This window comes from Burkholderia sp. AU45274 (assembly GCF_030482505.1).
Lineage (GTDB): Bacteria > Pseudomonadota > Gammaproteobacteria > Burkholderiales > Burkholderiaceae > Burkholderia.
Map to the genome: position 1 here is coordinate 45,357 of NZ_JAUJQE010000022.1, position 19,300 is coordinate 64,656.

The following is a 19,300-nucleotide window of genomic DNA, read 5'->3' on the forward strand; positions in this document are numbered from 1 at the left end:
GGTCACGCGCCGTTGCGCCGGCGTGCCGCGTGGAGCGCTTCGGCGCGCTGCTTCACGTCGCGCGCGCACTGGTCGAACCCCTGTTTCACCCAAGCGCCGTGGTTCTGCATGATCGTGTCCGCGTTGACGCCGAGGAACTGGTCGGTCGTGAAATAGCGGCAGCGCTCCGCGCCGATCGCGTCGATGTACTGGTCGCGGCGCGCGGCGTCCTTGTTGTCGTCGGTCGGGCGCTGCTCCCACGACAGCAGGCGTTCGGGTTCGTACGCGACGAGGATCTCGTTGACGGGAATCACGGTCTCCGTGCCCGGGATGCGCACCTGCATGTGCACGAAATCGCCGAGCCTGCCGGTCGTTTCGAAGCCGACGCAGAACGTGTTCCATTCGCCGTAGCGCGGGAAGTCGATCAGCACTTCCCAGACGACGGAGGCCGGTGCGTCGATGTCGACGGTGATCGAGGTGACGAGATTCGAGGGTTTGGTCATGGCGATGTATCGGATCGGATGAAACCGCGCCTACCCGGGTGGCGGGACGCGTCGCGGCAGTCGCAAGGAGTCGCGCCGGTATCGGTCGGCGCGCGTGACGGGTGTGGCTCGGGACGTGCGGGGGCGTTTTCGCCGGCACGTGCCGCGCAGCGCAGCGCACCCGACATCGAGCGTAGGCCGGCGCACGCGGCGAAGAATCGTCGGAATGGACTAAGGCGTTTCACCGGGGCGGCAGGGTGGTGCGATCGCCGCGACGGTCGGCGGCAGGGGCGCGCCGGCGCATCATGCACGCAGAACGTCGACACCACGCAGCGCAGCCGCGACAATACGGGTCTCTTTCCGCTTTCGTCTTCGAGGTGCCCGTGTCCGCCAAGTCGTCCATTGCTCCCGTGATCGTCTGGTTTCGCGACGATTTGCGCGTGACCGATCAGCCCGCGCTGACGCGCGCGGTGGAATCTGGCCGGCCGCTCATCTGCGTATTCGTCGACGACACGGGCGACGGCGCCGGACGAACGCTCGGCGGCGCGGCGCGCTGGTGGCTGCACGGGTCGCTGGCCGGGCTCGACGCGGCGCTCGCGCGTCATGGCGGGCGCCTGCTGCTGTTGCGCGGCGACGCGCCGCGCGAGATCGAGCGCATCGTGCACGACACGGGCGCGCAAGCCGTGTACTGGAACCGCCGCTACGCGCAACCGCAGCGCGACGCCGACGCGGCGCTGAAGGCCTCGCTCAAGGCGCGCGGTGTCACGGTCGAGAGCAGCAACGGCAGCCTGCTGAACGAGCCGTGGGAGGTGCTGACGGGCGGCGGCACCCCGTATCAGGTGTTCACCGCGTACTGGCGTGCGGCGCGACGGGATCGCACGGTCGCCGCGCCGCTGCCGGAACCCGAGCGGATCGCGTTTCATCCGTGGCCGAAAACCCTGCGTGACCGCGCGCTGGCGCTTGACGCGCTTGCGTTGCGGCCGCATTCGCCGGATTGGGCCGGCGGCCTGCGCGATGCGTGGCCCATGCCCGACGAAGCCGGCGCGCACGCGCAGCTCGACGCGTTCCTGACGACATCGCTCGCCGGCTATGCGGACGCGCGCGATCTTCCCGACCGTCCCGCGACGAGCCGGCTGTCGCCGTTCCTGCGCTTCGGCAACGTGTCGCCGCGACAGGTGTGGCACGCGGTGCAGGGTGCCGCGAGCGCAGGCGGCGCGGCGGTTGCCGCGGACGCCGACAAATTCCTGAGCGAACTCGGCTGGCGCGAATTCAGCTACACGCTGCTGTACCACTTCCCGGCGCTCGCGACCGACAACTTCCGCGCGCAGTTCGACGCGATGCCGTGGCGTGACGATCCCGCCGCGCTGCGCGCATGGCAGCGCGGGCTGACCGGCTATCCGCTCGTCGATGCGGGCCTGCGCGAACTGTGGACGACCGGCTGGATGCACAACCGCGTGCGGATGGTCGTCGCGTCGTTCCTGATCAAGCACCTGCTGCTCGACTGGCGTGCGGGCGAAGCGTGGTTCTGGGACACGCTGGTCGACGCCGATCCCGCGAACAACGCGGCGAGCTGGCAGTGGGTGGCCGGCTGCGGCGCCGACGCCGCGCCGTATTTCCGCATCTTCAATCCGGTCGCGCAGGGGCAGAAGTTCGATCCGGACGGCGCGTACGTGCGGCGCTGGGTGCCCGAGCTTGCCGGCCTCGACAACGCATCGATCCACGCGCCGTGGGAAGCGTCGCCGCTGGAACTCGACGCGGCCGGCGTGCGGCTCGGCGTCGATTACCCGGCGCCGCTCGTCGAGCATGCGGCCGCGCGTGCTCGTGCGCTCGATGCGCTGGCGGCGTTGCCGAAGCGCCGCTGACCGCACGCGCCGGACGGCCGCATCAATTGCAGAACGCGACGTGTTCGAGCAGCGCGTACACGACGCCCGAACTGAAATAGGCCGCGCCGCACCACGCGACGAACGCGAGCGTGCCGGCGGCCAGCGCCGCGCGGATCATGCCCATGCCGCGTTGCCCGATGCCGGGCGCGCGACGCGCGCGTCGTTGATCGGCAGGTGCAGCAACGCCGCGAGTACGCCGAGGGCGATCGAGCCGATCCACAGCGGCATGTACGAATGCGTCGCGTCGTACACCACCGCGCCGAGCCAGACGCCGAAGAAGCTGCCGAGCTGGTGCCCGAAGAACACGAAGCCGAACAGCGTCGCGATGTAGCGCACGCCGAACATCTGCGAGATCACGCCATTCGTCAGCGGCACGGTGCCGAGCCACGTGAATCCCATCACGGCCGCGAACACGTAGACGCTCGCGGGCGACAGGGGGGCTGCGACGAACGCGGCCATCGTGAGCGCCCGCACGAGGTACAGCACCGACAGCACGTACTTGCGCCGCAGCAGCCCGCCGAGATGGCCGCACGCATAGGTGCCGGCCACGTTGGTCAGCGCGATCAGCGCGAGCGCGACGCTCGCGTGGCGTGCCGGCAGCCCGTGGTCGAGCAGGTACGCGGGAAGATGCGTCGCGATGAACGCGAGCTGGAAGCCGCATGCGAAGAAGCCCGCGTTCAGCAGCCAGAAGCCGCGATGCGCGAACGCCTCGCGCACGGCTTCGCCGATCGACTGGTCGGGGCCGGCGGCGGCAGCCCGCGCGGGTCGGTCGCGTAGCAGCAGGGCGAGCGGTGCGAGCAGCGCCGCGACGAGCGCCAGCGCGATGAACGCGTGCCGCCAGCCGATGCCGCCGATCAGCGTCTGCGCGACGGGCACCATGCAGAACTGGCCGAGCCCGCCGATCGCGCCCGCGACGCCGAGCGCCCAGCCGCGGCGGTCGGGCGGAAACAGGCGGCTCAGCGCGCCATAGATCGACGCGAACGCCGAGCCCGACAGCGCGATGCCGATCACGAGCCCGGCGCCGACCGTGAACATGCCGGTCGTCGCCGCATGCGCCATCGTGACGAGCCCGGCCGCATACAGCAGCATCCCGGCGACGATCACGCGCAGCGAGCCGAAGCGATCGGCGACCATCCCGGTGAACGGCTGCGCGACGCCCCAGATCAGGTTCTGCAGCGCGAGGGCGAGCCCGAACGCTTCGCGCGACCAGCCGTGGTCGAGCGACACCGGCGCGAGGAACAGGCCCTGCACGTGGCGGATGCCGAGCGCGGCGCCCATGATCAGGCCGCCGGCCAGGACGGGCAGCCAGCGGCGGCGGACTTCCTGCTCGATCGGGGTCATGCGTGTCTCCGGATGAAGGCGCGCGGCAACACGGCCGCGCTCGATCCGATTAGACGATCGTGCCCGTCGTCGCTCAAGCGATCATTCGGTCAGGTTGGCATGCGTGGCAGGAATGCGATGTGGGGCGCGCGGAGTGGGGCGCAGGCGCCCGGCAGCGGTCAGGTTTGTTCGCAAAGGCCGCGCCGGCTTACGCTGACGCCGCGCCGTGCGCACGCATCGCGGTATCGCATTCGGCCGCTTCGGCGAGCATCCAGTCGCGCACGTCGGCGACTTCGCGGCGCGGGGCCGGATCGTGCTGGAACAGCCAGTAGCCGTACGCATCCGTCAGCGCCTGCGTGTGCGGCCCGAGCACTGCGAGCCGCCCGTCCGCGAGCATCGGCGCGACGAGCGCGAGCCGGCCGAGCGCGACGCCCTGGCCCGCGATCGCCGCCTGGATCACCTGGTCGTACTGGTTGAAGCGCAGCACGCCTTTCGGGCGCGCGTCGCCGAGCCCGGCCGCGTGCAGGTGCGCGCGCCACTGCAATTGCGGCTGCGGCGGCCCGTCGAATTCGAGCAGCACGTGGTCGGCGATCGCGGCCGCGTTCGTGACAGGCCGCGCGGCGAGCGCCGGATGCGCGACCGGCACGACGATCTCGTCGAACAGGCGCAGCGCGCCGGCCGGCGCGCGGTCGCGCGGACAATAGCGGATGCCGAGGTCGATGCCTTCGGCGCGCAAATCGAGTACCTTGTCGTTCGCGGCGACGCGCAGGTCGATCTCCGGCAGGCGCGCCTGCAGCCGCCCGAGCCGCGGCAGCAGCCACAGCGCGGTGACGCCGATGCTGGCGGTGATCGTGACGGGCTGGCGCTCGCGCGTGGCCGCGAGCGAGGCGATGGTGTCCTGCAGCCCGTGCAGTGCCGCATCCGCGACGCGAAACAGCCGCTCGCCTTCCGGCGTGAACGCGATCTTCCGGTAGCCGCGCTGCAGCAATGCGACGCCGAGGTGCGCTTCGAGTGCATGTACCTGGCGACTGACCGCCGATTGCGTGACGCAGAGGTCCTGCGCTGCGAGCGTGATGCTCATGCGGCGGCCGACGGCGACGAAACCGCGGACGAGGTCGAGCGACGGGAGACGGACGAGCGGCGTTGACATGCGCGTGACTCATGCGAACGGAGCAGCAAGATTGGTTGAGAACGCGGGGCGCGTCAAGTTCAATGGAGGCTGGCGCGGGCGGTGAAGGATGGGGCGGGCGACGCCCCGGCCGGCTGCGAAGCATGGACGTGGGCAGGCACTGACGCGCTCACCCGGACGGACCGCGAAGCATGGGACCGGAGACACGATGACGATTTCGAACGAGGGCAGCGAAATGACGCAGGGCACCCGCGCGGCGGACGCATTGCCGCCCGAGCCGGTGACGCTGCGCGCGGCCGACGGCTATGCATTGCGCGGCCATGTATGGCGCCATCGCGGCGGCAGTGTCGTGCGGCCGGTGACGGTCATCAATTGCGCGACGTCGGTGCGTTGCGACTACTACTTCCGTTTCGCGGCCTGGCTGTTCGCCCAGGGGCGCGACGTGCTCGTCTACGACTATCGCGGCATCGGCGGGTCGCGCCCGGCGCAGCTCGCGAAGCTGCGCGCGAACTGGCTCGACTGGGGGCGGCTCGATTGCGAAGCCGCGCTGCGCTACGCACGCGACGCGTTTCCGGGCCAGCCGATCGACGTCGTCGCGCACAGCATCGGCGGGTTCGCGCTGGGGCTCGCCGCATCGAACGTCCACGTGCGGCATGCGGTGACGGTCGGCGCGCAGTATGCGTACTGGCGCGATTACCGGCCGGCCGAACGGCGGCGCATGTGGTGGAAGTGGCACGTCGCGATGCCGGTGCTCGCGGCCGTGTTCGGCTACGTGCCCGCGAAGCGGCTCGGCTGGATGGAGGACACGCCGCGCGGCGTCGCGTTGTCGTGGGTGCGCTCGCAGGCACGCTTCGAGGAGGGCTATACGAGCGGCCCGCTCGCCGAACCCGCCGCGAGCCGCGCCGCGTTGCCCGCCCGCTTCGCGGGGCTGTCGGCGCCGATGCTCGCGATTGGCCTCGACGACGACGGGTTCGGCACGGTCGCGGCGATCGAGCGGCTGGTCGGCTACTACACGGGCAGCGACGTCACGCATCTGCGGATCGCGCCGGCCGACATCGGCGTCGACGCGATCGGCCATTTCGCGTTTTTCCACAGCCGCTTCACCGAAACACTGTGGCCGCTCGCGCTCTACTGGCTGCAACACGGCGCGCTGCCGGCCGATGCGCCGGGCAACGTGCATGCGATTCACCCGGCATCGCGCGGGCGTGGGCCCGCCAGCGGCGTGCCGGGCGTTGCAGCGAACGGGTGACCGGGCGGCCATGTCACGCCGGTGCCTGCCGCGAGAACGACGAGCGTCAGCGCGGCGTCCCGTGCCGGCAGCATTGACGCCGGCGGGCCGCAACGGGTCGCCATACCATCTGATCGATTAACATCGGACGTTTCCTTTCACAGGCCGCCGCACGTCGATGCTCGTCCCGCCCGATTCCGTTTCTCCGTCTGAAAGCTCCCGCGCCTGGCGCATGCAGCGGCTCGACGCGCCGCCCGCCGCGGCGCGCGCCGGCGTGCAGATCGCGCGTGTCGATTTCGACTGGTGCGTACCGCTTGCGTCGCCCGCGTATGCGGCCCTGAGCGACGGCGAGCGCGCGCGGGCCGCACGCTTCATGCGGCATGAGGATACGGTGCGCAGCGCCGCGACGCGCGCCGCGCTGCGCGACGTGCTCGGCACGGCCCTCGGCATCGCGCCGCGGGCGGTGGCGATCGTCGTCGATGCATCGGGTCGGCCGTCGCTGGACGGCGCGCATCGCGCGTCGCTCGACTTCAACGTGTCGCATGCGGGCGATCATGCGTTGATTGCGTGGGCCCCCGCGGGGCGCGTGGGCGTCGATATCGAGTGCTGCAACCGCGCGACCGACTGGCGTGCGCTGACGCGCGAAGTTTGCGCGCCCGCCGAGGCCGCCTATCTCGACAGCCTGCCGCCGGCCGAACGCGCCGGCGCATTCATGCGCGTCTGGAGTGCGAAGGAGGCGCTGCTCAAGGCGCTCGGCACGGGCATCGTCGGCGGGCTGAGCGCGTTCGCGGTCATGCCGCCGCGCGATGGCGCGACCCCCGCGACGACGATCGTCGAGCCGGCCGCGCCCGCCGCCGGCGTCGCGGCGTTCGATGCGGCGTGGCTCGACGCGGCGCCCGGCTATGCGGCGTGCGTCGCGTGGACGCGTGCGTGAGCCGCGGTCAGCGCGCGGCGCTCATTCGAGCGGCGCGTCGTTCGGCGCCGCATAGCGCGCCTTGATCACGTCGCTCATCGCGAAGTCGAACGACAGCCCCTTCGGCGGCACCGGCTTCATGAACCACTTGTCGTACAGCGCGTCGATCTCGCCGTGCTTCATCAACTGCACGAGCACGCCGTCGACGAGCGCCTTGAACTGCGGATCGTCCTTGCGCAGCATGAACCCGTAGGCCTCCGACGATTGCGGCGTGCCGACGATCTGCCAGTCGGCCGGTTTCGCAGCGAGCTGGCGCACGCCCGCGAGCAGCACGTCGTCCATCATGTACGCGGCCGCGCGGCCCGATTCGAGCGTGAGGCGTCCTTCGCCGTAATCCTTCGCGCTGATGATCTGCATGTTCATCTTCTTTTCCTCGTTCATCTTGCGCAGCAGGCGCTCGGACGTCGTGCCCTGGTTCGTCACGACCGTCTTGCCGGCGAGATCCGGGAAGTCGCGGATGCCCGACGTCGTGCGCGTGAGCAGGCGCGTCGTCGCGACGAAGAAGGTGGTCGAGAACGCGACCTGCGCGTGGCGCGCGGCGAGGTTGGTCGTCACGCCGCATTCGAGATCGACGGTGCCGTTCTGCACGAGCGGAATGCGGTTCTGCGACGTGACCGGAATGAAGCGCACCTGCAGGTCGGGCTTGCCGATGCGCGCCTTCACGGCGGCGATCACGCGGTCGCACAGGTCCTGCGAGAAGCCGATGACCTTGCCGTTCGCGTCGGCGTAGGAGAACGGCACCGACGTTTCGCGGTGGCCGATCGAGATCAGGTTGCTCTGCCGGATCTTCTCGAGCGTGCCGGACAGCGGCTCCGCGGCGAGCGACGCGCCGCACGCGAGTGCGCACGCGGCGAATAGCAGGGGGCGGCCGAACCGGATGGCGAGTCGTGACGGGAAGGACATGGCGGTCTCCATGGCGAATGGTGATCCGTATGTTGCCAAAAACAAAATAATTGCAACAACTGTTAAGCGCCGGATCACACGGGCCGATGCGGCGGGCCGCGCCGGGCATCAGGGAAACTCCCGAGTCGAAATCGATGAAAAACGGGTTGTCTAGACAAGTTGGCGTGGCTACACTTCAATCCATTCCGAACTTGTCTAGACAGGATTGCTCACATGATTACGTTGACCCCCGGCCATCTGACCCTCCCGCAACTGCGCCAGATCGCACGCGAATCCGTGCAGCTCGCGCTCGACCCGGCCAGCTTCGCGAAGATCGACGCCGGCGCGAAGGCCGTCGCCGACATCGCTGCGAAGGGCGAGCCGGCCTACGGCATCAACACGGGCTTCGGCCGCCTGGCCAGCACGCACATCCCGCACGACCAGCTCGAACTGCTGCAGAAGAACCTCGTGCTGTCGCACGCGGTCGGCGTGGGCGAGCCGATGGCACGCTCGTCGGTGCGCCTGCTGATGGCGCTGAAGCTGTCGAGCCTCGGCCGCGGCCACTCGGGCATCCGTCGCGAAGTGATGGACGCGCTGATCAAGCTGTTCAACGCGGACGTGCTGCCGCTGATCCCGGTGAAGGGCTCGGTCGGCGCATCGGGCGACCTCGCGCCGCTCGCGCACATGTCGGCCGTGCTGCTGGGCGTCGGCGAAGTGTTCATCCGCGGCGAGCGTGCGAGCGCACTCGACGGTCTGCGCGTCGCGGGCCTCGCGCCGCAGACGCTGCAGGCGAAGGAAGGCCTGGCGCTGCTGAACGGCACGCAGGCATCGACCGCGCTGGCGCTCGACAACATGTTCGCGATCGAAGACCTGTACCGCACCGCGCTCGTCGCCGGCGCGCTGTCGGTCGACGCCGCAGCCGGCTCGGTGAAGCCGTTCGACGCACGCATTCATGAGCTGCGCGGCCACCAAGGCCAGATCGACGCGGCCGCGTCGTATCGCGACCTGCTCGAAGGCTCGCCGATCAACCAGTCGCACCGCGACTGCGACAAGGTGCAGGACCCGTACAGCCTGCGCTGCCAGCCGCAGGTGATGGGCGCGTGCCTGGACCAGATGCGCCATGCGGCCGACGTGCTGCTGGTCGAAGCGAATGCCGTGTCGGACAACCCGCTGATCTTCCCGGATACCGGCGAAGTGCTGTCGGGCGGCAACTTCCACGCGGAACCCGTCGCATTCGCGGCCGACAATCTCGCGCTCGCCGCAGCGGAAATCGGCGCGCTGGCCGAACGCCGCATCGCGCTGCTGATCGACGCGACGCTGTCGGGCCTGCCCCCGTTCCTCGTGCGGGACGGCGGCGTGAACTCGGGCTTCATGATCGCGCACGTGACGGCGGCCGCACTCGCATCGGAAAACAAGACGCTCGCGCACCCGGCATCGGTCGACTCGCTGCCGACCTCGGCGAACCAGGAAGACCACGTGTCGATGGCGACGTTCGCCGCGCGCAAGCTCGCCGACATCGCGGACAACACGAAGCACATCCTCGCGATCGAACTGCTGGCCGCCGCACAAGGCGTCGACCTGCGCGCGCCGTACCACACGAGCCCGAAGCTGGCGCCGGTGATGGAAACGATCCGCGCCAAGGTCGCGCACTACGAGCTCGATCACTACTTCGCACCGGACATCGCCGTGATCGCCAAGCTGGTCGGCGAGCGCGCGTTCGCAAAGGTCGCGCCGTTCTCGTTCGCGTCGGAACAGTAAGCCCATGAGCGCGCCGGTCTACCAGGAGATCAAGGATTTCATCCTGGCCCGCATCCACGCAGGCGAGTGGGAGGAGGGCGATCAGGTGCCGTCCGAGAACGAGCTGGCGCGCGAATTCAAGGTGGCGCGCATGACCGTCAACCGCGCGCTGCGCGAGTTGACGGCCGAGCAGGTGCTCACGCGCATGAAGGGGGCGGGCACCTACGTCGCGCGGCCGAAGTACGAGTCGACGCTGGTGGCGATCCGCAGCATCTCGGAGGAAGTCGGCGCACGCGGGCATGCGTATCACGCCAGCGTGCTCGGCCTCGACACGATCCGCGCCGACGACGCGCTCGCCGACGAGATGCAGGTCGCCGTGCGCACGAAGCTGTTTCATTCGCAGGTGCTGCACTTCGAGAACGACGAGCCCGTGCAGCTCGAAGAACGATGGGTGAATCCGGCGGTCGCGCCGGATTACGCCGAGCAGGATTTCACGAACACGACGCCGAACCTGTACCTGATGCGCGCGGCTCCGCTGCAGCGCGTCGAGTACCGGATCGAAGCGGCGGCCCCGGCGCCGGAGCGGCGCGAGCAGCTGCGGATGGACGACGTCGAGCCGTGTCTGGTTTTACATCGACGCACCTGGTCGCAGGGCGTCGTCGCCTCGGTGGCGAATCTGTGGCATCCCGGCAGCCGTTATCGCTTCACCGGGCATTTCTGATTCCTATTTGATAGTCATTTTCCTTCGGGAGCAGTCGTCATGAACCATCCGAAACACATCGATCCCCGTCTCGATCCGACGCGCACGATCCGCGCGCCGCGCGGCAGCGAGAAAGTCTGCAAGACCTGGCTGGCCGAAGCGGCCTACCGGATGATCCAGAACAACCTCGACCCGGAAGTCGCCGAGCACCCGCATGCGCTCGTCGTGTACGGCGGCATCGGCCGTGCGGCACGCAACTGGGAATGCTACGACCAGATCCTCGCGTCGCTGAAGGATCTCGAAGAGAACGAGACGCTGCTGATCCAGTCGGGCAAGCCGGTCGGTGTGTTCCGCACGCACAAGGATGCGCCGCGCGTGCTGCTCGCGAACTCGAACCTCGTGCCGCACTGGGCGAACTGGGATCACTTCCACGAGCTCGATCGCAAGGGCCTGATGATGTACGGCCAGATGACGGCCGGCAGCTGGATCTACATCGGCAGCCAGGGCATCGTTCAGGGTACCTATGAAACGTTCTTCTCGGTCGCGAACCAGCACTTCAACGGCGATCCGTCGGGCCGCTGGATCCTGACGGGCGGCCTCGGCGGCATGGGCGGCGCGCAGCCGCTGGCCGCGACGATGGCCGGCTTCTCGATGATCGCGGTCGAATGCGACGAGACCCGCATCGACTTCCGCCTGAAGACGCGCTACGTCGACAAGAAGGCGACGACGCTCGACGAGGCGCTCGGCATGATCGAGGAGGCGAAGCGCACCGGCAAGCCGGTGTCGATCGGCCTGCTCGGCAACGCGGCCGACGTGTTCGCCGAACTCGTCACGCGCGGCATCACGCCGGACTGCGTGACCGACCAGACGAGCGCGCACGACCCGATCAACGGCTACCTGCCGCAAGGCTGGACCGTCGCGCAATGGCGCGAAGCGCAGAAGGTCGATCCGCAGAGCATCGTGAAGGTCGCGAAGCAGTCGATGGCCGTCCAGGTGCGCGCGATGCTCGCGCTGCAGGAACGCGGTGCGGCGACGCTCGACTACGGCAACAATATCCGCCAGATGGCGCTGGAAATGGGTGTCGAGAACGCATTCGACTTCCCGGGCTTCGTGCCGGCCTACATCCGCCCGCTGTTCTGCGAAGGCAAGGGCCCGTTCCGCTGGGTCGCGCTGTCGGGCGATCCGGAAGACATCTACAAGACCGACCAGAAGGTGAAGGAGCTGATCCCCGACGATCCGCATCTGCACAACTGGCTCGACATGGCGCGTGAGCGCATTGCGTTCCAGGGCCTGCCGGCACGGATCTGCTGGGTCGGCGTGAAGGATCGCTATCGCCTCGGCCAGGCGTTCAACGAGATGGTCAAGAACGGCGAGCTGAAGGCCCCGATCGTGATCGGCCGCGATCACCTCGACACCGGCTCGGTCGCCAGCCCGAACCGCGAGACGGAATCGATGAAGGACGGTTCGGACGCCGTGAGCGACTGGCCGCTGCTGAACGCACTGCTGAACACCGCAGGCGGCGCATCGTGGGTGTCGCTGCACCATGGTGGCGGCGTGGGCATGGGCTTCTCGCAGCACTCGGGCGTCGTGATCGTCGCCGACGGTACCGCCGAAGCGCACGAGCGTCTCGGCCGCGTGCTGCTGAACGACCCGGCGACGGGCGTGATGCGCCATGCGGATGCCGGCTACGAACTCGCGCAGCAGACGGCCCGCGAAGCCGGCCTGAAGCTGCCGATGCTCGGCCGCTGAGCATGACGGCGCTCCACCCGGCGCCGGCGATTGCGACGATGATCCGCGCAGCGGATCTCGTCGCGTCGCCATGGAAGAACGGTGGCGGCGTGACGCGCGAAATCGGCGCGTTCCCGCCGGGCGCCGCGCTCGACGCGTTCGCGTGGCGCGTGAGCGTCGCCGACGTCGGCACGGCCGGGCCGTTCTCGCGTTTCGACGGGATCGACCGCACGCTGGTGCTGCTGTCCGGCGCGGGCATGACGCTCGCCGAGGCAGGCGGCGCCCGCCACGTGCTCGACGCGCCGCTGGCCCGCGCGGATTTTGCGGGGGAAGCGGCGATCGACGCGACGCTGCACGACGGCGCGACGCGCGACTTCAACCTGATGACGCGCCGTTCGGCCGCGCGCGGCGCGCTCGACGTATGGCGCGCAGGCGCGCACCGCATCGAGCATGCCGATACCGTGCTGCTGTATTGCGCGGCCGGCGAAGCCGCGGTCGAAATCGACGGCACACGCTACACCCTGGAAGAAATGGACACGCTGCGGCTCGACGGGCCGCGGCGTGCGTTTGACGTCGTCGTGAGCGGGAGCGGCGCGTTGCTCGCCGTGTCGCTCGCCATCGGCGAACGAGACTGAACGCATGAAACCGACTGTCTGGCATCACCTGAGGCTGTGTCCGCACGGCCATCCTGACGAGACGATCGACGACGCGGCGATCGCCGTCGACGAAACCGGCACGATCGTCTGGCTCGGCGCGATGTCCGCGCTGCCGCACGGTTACGCCCACTGGCAGCGCGAGGATCTGCACGGCGCGTGGGTGACGCCGGGCCTCGTCGACTGCCATACGCACCTCGTGTACGGCGGCACGCGTGCCGACGAATTCGCGCAGCGCCTCGCGGGCGTGAGCTACGAGGAAATCGCGCGGCAGGGCGGCGGGATCGTGTCGACGGTGCGCGCGACGCGCGCGGCCGACGAGACGACGCTGTTCGTGCAGGCTGCAGCACGCCTGCAGCCGCTGCTCGCCGAAGGCGTGACCGCGATCGAGATCAAGTCGGGCTACGGGCTCGACCTCGCGAGCGAACGCAAGATGCTGCGCGTTGCACGCCAGCTCGGCGAACGCTTTCCGGTCACCGTCTACACGACCTTCCTCGGCGCGCACGCGCTACCGCCCGAATATGCGGGCCGTGCGGATGCGTACATCGACGAAGTGTGCGACCGGATGCTGCCGGCGCTGGCCGACGAAGGGCTCGTCGACGCGGTCGACGTGTTCTGCGAACGCATCGGCTTTTCGCTTGCGCAGACCGAGCGCGTGTTCGAGGCCGCGACGCGGCGCGGGCTGCCCGTGAAGCTGCATGCGGAGCAACTGTCGAACGCGGGCGGCACGGCGCTGGCCGCGCGTTATCGCGCGCTGTCCGCCGATCACCTCGAATTTCTCGACGAAGCCGGCATCGAGGCGATGAAGGCAGCCGGCACGGTTGCCGTGCTGCTGCCCGGCGCGTACTACTTCATCCGCGAGACGCAACTGCCGCCGATCGAGCTGCTGCGCAAGCACGGCGTGCCGATCGCGCTCGCGACCGATCACAACCCCGGCACGTCGCCGCTCGAATCGCTGCTGCTGACGTTGAACATGGGCTGCACGCTGTTCCGCATGACGGTGCCCGAAGTGCTGCAGGGCGTCACGCGCCATGCGGCCGCGGCGCTCGGCCGCGCGGATCGCCACGGCGCGCTCGAGGTCGGTCGCCAGGCCGACTTCGCCGCGTGGTCGGTCGGCTCGCTGGCGGAGCTCGCCTACTGGATCGGCCGGCCGCTGTGCGAGCAGGTCGTACGCGGCGGCACGACCGTGTTTCGCCGGATGAATGGATAGCCTCATGACCGACACGACGTTGTTCGCAGACCATGCGTACCTGCCCGATGGCTGGCGCCGTAACGTCCTGCTGCGCTGGGACGCGGCCGGCACGCTGACCGGCGTGACGCCCGACACCGACGCACCCGCGGGCGTCGCTCGCGCGGCGGGGCCCGTGCTGCCCGGCATGCCGAACCTGCACTCGCACGCGTTCCAGCGCGCGATGGCGGGGCTCACCGAATACCGCGCGAATCCGTCCGACAGCTTCTGGAGCTGGCGCGACCTGATGTACCGCTTCGCGCTGAAGATCACGCCCGACGCGCTCGCCGCGATCGCGCGCTGGCTGTATGTCGAGATGCTCAAGTGCGGCTACACGTCGGTGTGCGAATTCCACTACGTGCATCACACGCAGGACGGCTCGCGCTATCCGCAGATCGCCGAGCTCGGCACGCGCGTGATCGACGCCGCGCGCGCGGCCGGCATCGGCATCACGATGCTGCCGGTGTCGTACCAGTTCGCCGGTTTCGGCGACAAGCCGCCGCGTGACGACCAGCGCCGCTTCATCAATACGCCCGACGGCCTGCTCGAACTGCTCGACGCGATGCGCCGCGTGGCGCCGGAGCACGGCGGGCTGCGCTACGGCGTCGCACCGCACTCGCTGCGGGCGGTATCCGAGAACGGCTTGCGCGTGCTGCTCGCAGGGCTGCCCGACGATGCCCCCGTGCATATCCATATCGCCGAGCAGACGGCCGAAGTCGACGACTGCGTGCGTGCGTACGGCGCGCGCCCCGTGCAATGGCTGCTCGATCGCTTCGACGTCGATGCACGCTGGTGTCTGGTGCACGCGACGCACGTCGACGCGGCCGAAACGGCGGCGCTCGCGAAGCGTCGCGCGGTTGCCGGCCTGTGCCTGACGACCGAAGCGAACCTCGGCGACGGCGTGTTCCCCGCTGTCGACTATCTCGCGCAGGGCGGCGTGATCGGCGTCGGCTCGGACAGCCACGCGTCGGTCGACTGGCGCTCGGAGTTGCGCCTGCTCGAATACGGCCAACGGCTCGTGCACCGTGCACGCAACGTGCTGGCGAGCGAGTCGCAGGCGCATGTCGCCGATCGCCTGTTCGACGCGTCGCTCGCGGGCGGCGCACAGGCCAGCGGGCGGCGTGTCGGTGCGCTGCGTGAAGGGTGCCGCGCCGACTGGCTCGTACTCGATCCCGATCATCCGGCGATCGCCGAACACGACAGCACGTCGTGGTTGTCGGGTATCGTGTTCGCGGAGCACGGCGACACGCCGGTGCTCGACGTCTACACGGGCGGCGAGCGCGTCGTGAGCGGCCGCCGTCATCGCGACGAAGCCGTCGCGTATGCCGACTACCGCGCCGCGCTGGCGCAACTGCTGCGCTGACGCGCGCAACCGGCGCACGCCGCAAGCGTGCGCCGGCAGACCTCCAACGGTGATGCGACATGACTGAACAACCGGCTGTATTCACGCTGAAGCAGGGCACGCTGCCGCTGCTGATCTCGATTCCGCACGCAGGCACGTACATTCCTGACGACATCGCCGCGACGATGACGGCCGACGCGCGCTTCGTCGACGATTGCGACTGGCATCTCGAACGGCTGTATGGATTCGCGGCCGACCTCGGCGCATCGATCCTCGTACCGTCGCATGCGCGTTACGTCGTCGACCTGAACCGTCCGCCCGACAACGAGAACCTGTATCCGGGGCAGGACACGACGGGGCTCGTGCCGGTCGATACGTTCGACAAGGCGCCGCTGTATCCGGCGAACGCGCAGCCCGGCAACGACGAGATCATGCGTCGCCGCGATCGCTACTGGCTGCCGTATCACGAGGCGCTGCGAGGCGAGGTGGCACGCCTGAAGCGCGAGCACGGCCGCGTGCTCGTGTGGGAAGCGCATTCGATCCGCTCGCACGTGCCGCGCTTCTTCGACGGCCGGCTGCCTGACTTCAACTTCGGCACGTCGAGCGGCGCGAGTGCCGCGCCTGGCCTGGCCGAGGCGCTGGCCGCGCGCGTGCTCGAACAGGGCGGCTATACGGCGGTCGCGAACGGGCGCTTCAAGGGCGGCTACATCACGCGTCACTACGGCGTGCCCGCTACCGGCGTCGAGGCCGTGCAGCTCGAGCTCTCGCAGATCACCTACATGGAAGAGACGCGTCCTTACGCGTATGACGAAGCGCGTGCGGCGCGGATTGTGCCGCTATTGCAGACGCTCGTCGAAACCGCGCTCGCGCATCGTTGAACGCGGGCCGCACGGATGCGGCAGCGCGGCGGAGCAGGCGCGTCATGACCCGCCTGCACGCGGCATGCCGCACCGATGCAGTGCACAACACGGCATCGATCCACGGGATCGATGCCGTTTTTTTTCGCATGGCTTTCGTCTGTTCGATGACGTCATCGGCACCTGAAAATTTGACGCAATTTTTAGGTGATATAAGCTGAATGTCAGGAAGTCGTCACGCGCGCACGGGCGGCGGGGCCATCGATCGTGGCCGCAACCCGCCGGAATGCGCTGCGAGACACCTTGCCGACGTGTCGCCGCGCGGCATTGCCGCATGCGCTTGATCGCGACACGTGTCCTGCCTTCATCAGTCAGTCGAGTACGATCGTGAAAGCCGCCAGCCCTTCGATACGCCGGACGCGAAGTCCGTCGGCGGGCGCGCCGCCTCAGGCCGGGCCGTCCCGGCATGCTGATCGCGGCACGCGTGCCGCCTTTTTACGCGAGCCTCGTTTCTTCGCCGTTTCCCATCGCGGCCTGCGCCGCTTCAATCTCGTGTCCGCGCACGTGTTCAGCGCGGTGCAGTGCGACGGCAGCGCATCGTTGTTGCCCTAGCGTCGTTTTCCGCTTCCGTTCCGGGTTGCACCGCCTGTTACCGCATCGTCCGCGCGGCAGGATCGCGCATGGGCATGCGCTGCGTCATGGTGCGCGCGTGCGGCGCCGGCGCGAACCTTCAACGTCCCGTGTGCAGACGCATCGCGCGCGATTACCGGAGAGCCGCCCATGCGTGCGCGCCCGATCGTAGCCGTCACCGCCGACCGCATCCTGCGCGGTGCGCATCCGAACCACACTGCGGGGGAGAAGTACCTGGCCGCGCTCGTCGACGGCGCCGGTGTGCTTGCGTTCGTGCTGCCCGCGCTCGGCGCGCGCCAGCCGGCCGACGCGATCGTCGCGGCAGTCGACGGGGTGCTGTTCACCGGCAGCTATTCGAACGTCGAGCCGCATCATTACGGCGGCACCGCGAGCGCGCCCGACACGCTGCACGACCCCGCGCGCGACGCGACCGCGCTGCCGCTGATCCGTGCGGCGATCGACGCGGGCGTGCCCGTGCTGGCGATCTGTCGCGGCATGCAGGAGCTGAACGTCGCCTACGGCGGCACGCTGCATCAGCGGCTGCACGCGACCACCGGCTTCGACGATCACCGCGAGCGGCCCGCCGATCCGCTCGAACGGCAGTACGGCCCCGCGCACGTCGTGCAGTTCGCGCCGGGCGGCCTGCTGCAGCGGGTCGCGCGCGGCGCGCACGAAGCGACGGTCAATTCGCTGCACGACCAGGGCATCGCGCAACTCGGCGCGGGGCTCGTCGTCGAAGCCAGTGCGCCCGACGGGCTGGTCGAGGCCGTCAGCGTGCGCGGCGCGCGCGCGTTCGCGCTCGGCGTGCAGTGGCATCCCGAATGGCGCTACGCGGAGCAGCCGCTGTCGCGCGATATCTTCGCGGCATTCGGCGCGGCGTGTCGCGCGCGCATGACGCATCGCATTCATGCGGCCGGCGGCGCGATGCCGTCGCCGGCCGCATCCGACGTCGACTGATAGAGGCCGATCATGCAACCCGAACTGAGCGAATTCCTGCGACAGCACCGCATCACCGAGGTCGAGGCGATCATTCCCGACATGGCCGGCATTGCGCGCGGCAAGATCATTCCGCGCAACAAGTTCGAATCCGGCGAATCGATGCGCCTGCCGCAGGCCGTGATGGTGCAGACCGTCACCGGCGACTATCCGGAAGACGGCACGCTGACCGGCGTGACCGACCCCGACATGGTGTGCGTGCCCGATCCGTCGACGATCTGCCTGATTCCGTGGGCCGTCGACCCGACCGCGCAGGTGATCCACGATTGCGTGCACTTCGACGGCTCGCCGGTCGAGATCTCGCCGCGCTACGTGCTGCGACGCGTGCTCGACCTGTACAGGGCGAAGGGCTGGCAGCCGGTCGTTGCACCCGAGCTCGAGTTCTATCTCGTCGACATGAACGCCGATCCCGACTTGCCGCTGCGTCCGCCCGTCGGCCGCACCGGGCGTGCGGAGACCGGCCGGCAGTCGTATTCGATCGAGGCCGTGAACGAGTTCGATTCGCTGTTCGAGGACATCTACGAATACTGCGAGATGCAGGGGCTCGATATCGAGACGCTGATCCACGAGGTCGGCGCCGCGCAAATGGAGATCAACTTCGTGCATGGCGATGCGCTGTCGCTCGCCGACCAGGTGTTCCTGTTCAAGCGCACCGTGCGCGAGGCGGCGCTGCGCCACAACATGTACGCGACCTTCATGGCGAAGCCGATGCAGGACGAGCCGGGCTCGGCGATGCACATCCACCAGAGCCTGGCCGACGCGCGCACGGGACGCAACCTGTTCTCCAACGAGGACGGTACGGTGTCGCCGATGTTTCACAGCTATCTCGCGGGGCTGCAGAAGTACACGCCCGCACTGATGCCGATCTTCGCGCCGTACATCAACTCGTATCGCCGCCTGTCGCGCTTCATGGCCGCGCCGATCAACGTGCAGTGGGGCTACGACAACCGCACGGTCGGTTTCCGCATTCCGCAGTCGGGCGCGTCGGCGCGCCGCATCGAGAACCGGATTCCGGGCGTCGACTGCAATCCGTACCTCGCGTTCGCCGCGACGCTCGCAGCCGGCTATCTCGGCTTGACCCAGCAGCTCGCACCGACCGAGCCGATCGCGTCGGACGGCTACAACCTGCCGTACCAGCTGCCGCGCAATCTCGAGGAGGGCATCTCGCTGATGGCGGCCTGCACGCCGCTGGCCGGCATTCTCGGCGACAAGTTCGTGAAAGCGTACCTGGCGCTGAAGGACACCGAATACGAAGCGTTCTTCCGCGTGATCAGCTCGTGGGAGCGCAGGCATTTGCTGCTGCACGTCTGAGCGTGCGGCGCGGTTATCCGGAGGAAACATGACCGATAGAAATGACGCTGTATCGCCGCAATCGACCGCGGATTATCGTGCGCTCGACGCCGCGCACCACATCCACCCGTTCTCCGACATGGGCGCGCTGAACCGTGCAGGCAGCCGCGTGATCGTGAAGGCCGACGGCGTCTACCTGTGGGACTCGGACGGCAACAAGGTGATCGACGGGATGGCCGGCCTCTGGTGCGTGAACGTCGGCT

Annotated in this window: 18 protein-coding genes and 1 pseudogene; 14 read left to right on the forward strand and 5 right to left on the reverse strand. The window is 69.0% G+C overall.

The window, feature by feature from the left end; genetic code table 11:
• Window positions 1-2 precede the first annotated feature (2 nt).
• Window positions 3-482 (reverse strand): SRPBCC domain-containing protein, encoded by a 480-nt coding sequence (locus QZM35_RS37080; protein ID WP_301777744.1) that lies wholly within the window; start codon window positions 480-482, stop codon window positions 3-5.
• A gap of 362 nt (window positions 483-844) precedes the next feature.
• Between QZM35_RS37080 and QZM35_RS37085 the strand changes: the two genes are divergently transcribed.
• Window positions 845-2,323 (forward strand): deoxyribodipyrimidine photo-lyase, encoded by a 1,479-nt coding sequence (locus QZM35_RS37085; protein ID WP_089425959.1) that lies wholly within the window; start codon window positions 845-847, stop codon window positions 2,321-2,323.
• Window positions 2,324-2,345: 22 nt separating this feature from the next.
• Here QZM35_RS37085 and QZM35_RS37090 read toward each other — a convergent pair whose 3' ends face one another.
• The 3 genes from QZM35_RS37090 to QZM35_RS37100 form a co-directional block, all read right to left on the reverse strand.
• Complete coding sequence (locus tag QZM35_RS37090) at window positions 2,346-2,468, reverse strand: hypothetical protein (protein ID WP_256976638.1); 123 nt, start codon at window positions 2,466-2,468, stop codon at window positions 2,346-2,348.
• On the reverse strand, window positions 2,459-3,685 hold the full coding sequence (locus QZM35_RS37095; protein WP_301777745.1) for an MFS transporter: 1,227 nt from the start codon (window positions 3,683-3,685) through the stop codon (window positions 2,459-2,461). Before QZM35_RS37095 ends, QZM35_RS37090 begins: the two co-directional genes overlap by 10 nt.
• Window positions 3,686-3,872: 187 nt before the next feature.
• On the reverse strand, window positions 3,873-4,814 hold the full coding sequence (locus tag QZM35_RS37100; RefSeq protein ID WP_089431281.1) for a LysR substrate-binding domain-containing protein: 942 nt from the start codon (window positions 4,812-4,814) through the stop codon (window positions 3,873-3,875).
• Between the two features lie 187 nt (window positions 4,815-5,001).
• Here QZM35_RS37100 and QZM35_RS37105 point away from each other — a divergent pair, with 187 nt between their 5' ends.
• Both QZM35_RS37105 and QZM35_RS37110 read left to right on the forward strand, forming a co-directional pair.
• A complete protein-coding gene (locus QZM35_RS37105; protein ID WP_301777746.1) occupies window positions 5,002-6,042 on the forward strand; it encodes an alpha/beta fold hydrolase in 1,041 nt (346 codons plus the stop codon).
• 157 nt (window positions 6,043-6,199) lie between these two features.
• Window positions 6,200-6,955 (forward strand): 4'-phosphopantetheinyl transferase superfamily protein, encoded by a 756-nt coding sequence (locus tag QZM35_RS37110; protein ID WP_089431279.1) that lies wholly within the window; start codon window positions 6,200-6,202, stop codon window positions 6,953-6,955.
• A gap of 21 nt (window positions 6,956-6,976) precedes the next feature.
• On the opposite strand, the gene QZM35_RS37115 is transcribed toward QZM35_RS37110, so the two are convergent.
• Window positions 6,977-7,897, reverse strand: a complete 921-nt coding sequence (locus QZM35_RS37115; RefSeq protein ID WP_301777747.1) for a glutamate/aspartate ABC transporter substrate-binding protein — start codon at window positions 7,895-7,897, stop codon at window positions 6,977-6,979.
• A 213-nt stretch (window positions 7,898-8,110) separates the two neighbouring features.
• Here QZM35_RS37115 and hutH point away from each other — a divergent pair, with 213 nt between their 5' ends.
• From hutH to QZM35_RS37170, 11 genes and pseudogenes are all read left to right on the forward strand, one after another.
• The gene (hutH, locus tag QZM35_RS37120; protein WP_301777748.1) at window positions 8,111-9,634 is read left to right on the forward strand and encodes a histidine ammonia-lyase; all 1,524 of its coding nucleotides are present in this window, start codon (window positions 8,111-8,113) and stop codon (window positions 9,632-9,634) included.
• A gap of 4 nt (window positions 9,635-9,638) precedes the next feature.
• Window positions 9,639-10,334 carry a histidine utilization repressor gene (gene hutC, locus QZM35_RS37125; protein ID WP_069248398.1) on the forward strand — a complete coding sequence of 232 codons (696 nt, stop codon included), beginning with the start codon at window positions 9,639-9,641 and terminating at the stop codon, window positions 10,332-10,334.
• A 39-nt stretch (window positions 10,335-10,373) separates the two neighbouring features.
• Window positions 10,374-12,062, forward strand: coding sequence for a urocanate hydratase (gene hutU / locus QZM35_RS37130; protein ID WP_089425798.1), 1,689 nt, complete (start codon window positions 10,374-10,376; stop codon window positions 12,060-12,062).
• A gap of 2 nt (window positions 12,063-12,064) precedes the next feature.
• On the forward strand, window positions 12,065-12,676 hold the full coding sequence (locus QZM35_RS37135) for a HutD family protein (RefSeq protein ID WP_301777749.1): 612 nt from the start codon (window positions 12,065-12,067) through the stop codon (window positions 12,674-12,676).
• A 4-nt stretch (window positions 12,677-12,680) separates the two neighbouring features.
• Window positions 12,681-13,904, forward strand: a complete 1,224-nt coding sequence (hutI, locus tag QZM35_RS37140) for an imidazolonepropionase (protein ID WP_011352606.1) — start codon at window positions 12,681-12,683, stop codon at window positions 13,902-13,904.
• 4 nt (window positions 13,905-13,908) lie between these two features.
• Entirely contained in the window at window positions 13,909-15,285 is a 1,377-nt protein-coding gene (locus tag QZM35_RS37145; protein WP_089425796.1) for a formimidoylglutamate deiminase, read from the forward strand.
• A gap of 59 nt (window positions 15,286-15,344) precedes the next feature.
• Entirely contained in the window at window positions 15,345-16,142 is a 798-nt protein-coding gene (gene hutG, locus QZM35_RS37150) for an N-formylglutamate deformylase (protein WP_301777750.1), read from the forward strand.
• A 44-nt stretch (window positions 16,143-16,186) separates the two neighbouring features.
• Window positions 16,187-16,342, forward strand: coding sequence for a hypothetical protein (locus tag QZM35_RS37155; RefSeq protein WP_301777751.1), 156 nt, complete (start codon window positions 16,187-16,189; stop codon window positions 16,340-16,342).
• A 559-nt stretch (window positions 16,343-16,901) separates the two neighbouring features.
• On the forward strand, window positions 16,902-17,708 hold the full coding sequence (locus QZM35_RS37160; protein WP_301777752.1) for a gamma-glutamyl-gamma-aminobutyrate hydrolase family protein: 807 nt from the start codon (window positions 16,902-16,904) through the stop codon (window positions 17,706-17,708).
• A gap of 12 nt (window positions 17,709-17,720) precedes the next feature.
• Entirely contained in the window at window positions 17,721-19,058 is a 1,338-nt protein-coding gene (locus QZM35_RS37165) for a glutamine synthetase family protein (protein ID WP_089425793.1), read from the forward strand.
• Between the two features lie 28 nt (window positions 19,059-19,086).
• Window positions 19,087-19,300, forward strand: a pseudogene (locus QZM35_RS37170) (aspartate aminotransferase family protein); the annotation flags it as partial.

Bases quoted from the DNA above. Each gene is read 5' to 3' on its own strand.
- QZM35_RS37080 (WP_301777744.1), bottom strand. From the start codon at position 482: ATGACCAAACCCTCGAATCTCGTCACCTCGATCACCGTCGACATCGAC.
- QZM35_RS37090 (WP_256976638.1), bottom strand. From the start codon at position 2,468: ATGGGCATGATCCGCGCGGCGCTGGCCGCCGGCACGCTCGCGTTCGTC.
- QZM35_RS37095 (WP_301777745.1), bottom strand. From the start codon at position 3,685: ATGACCCCGATCGAGCAGGAAGTCCGCCGCCGCTGGCTGCCCGTCCTG.
- QZM35_RS37100 (WP_089431281.1), bottom strand. From the start codon at position 4,814: ATGTCAACGCCGCTCGTCCGTCTCCCGTCGCTCGACCTCGTCCGCGGT.
- QZM35_RS37105 (WP_301777746.1), top strand. From the start codon at position 5,002: ATGACGATTTCGAACGAGGGCAGCGAAATGACGCAGGGCACCCGCGCG.
- QZM35_RS37110 (WP_089431279.1), top strand. From the start codon at position 6,200: ATGCTCGTCCCGCCCGATTCCGTTTCTCCGTCTGAAAGCTCCCGCGCC.
- QZM35_RS37115 (WP_301777747.1), bottom strand. From the start codon at position 7,897: ATGTCCTTCCCGTCACGACTCGCCATCCGGTTCGGCCGCCCCCTGCTA.
- hutH (WP_301777748.1), top strand. From the start codon at position 8,111: ATGATTACGTTGACCCCCGGCCATCTGACCCTCCCGCAACTGCGCCAG.
- hutC (WP_069248398.1), top strand. From the start codon at position 9,639: ATGAGCGCGCCGGTCTACCAGGAGATCAAGGATTTCATCCTGGCCCGC.
- hutU (WP_089425798.1), top strand. From the start codon at position 10,374: ATGAACCATCCGAAACACATCGATCCCCGTCTCGATCCGACGCGCACG.
- QZM35_RS37135 (WP_301777749.1), top strand. From the start codon at position 12,065: ATGACGGCGCTCCACCCGGCGCCGGCGATTGCGACGATGATCCGCGCA.
- hutI (WP_011352606.1), top strand. From the start codon at position 12,681: ATGAAACCGACTGTCTGGCATCACCTGAGGCTGTGTCCGCACGGCCAT.
- QZM35_RS37145 (WP_089425796.1), top strand. From the start codon at position 13,909: ATGACCGACACGACGTTGTTCGCAGACCATGCGTACCTGCCCGATGGC.
- hutG (WP_301777750.1), top strand. From the start codon at position 15,345: ATGACTGAACAACCGGCTGTATTCACGCTGAAGCAGGGCACGCTGCCG.
- QZM35_RS37155 (WP_301777751.1), top strand. From the start codon at position 16,187: ATGACCCGCCTGCACGCGGCATGCCGCACCGATGCAGTGCACAACACG.
- QZM35_RS37160 (WP_301777752.1), top strand. From the start codon at position 16,902: ATGCGTGCGCGCCCGATCGTAGCCGTCACCGCCGACCGCATCCTGCGC.
- QZM35_RS37165 (WP_089425793.1), top strand. From the start codon at position 17,721: ATGCAACCCGAACTGAGCGAATTCCTGCGACAGCACCGCATCACCGAG.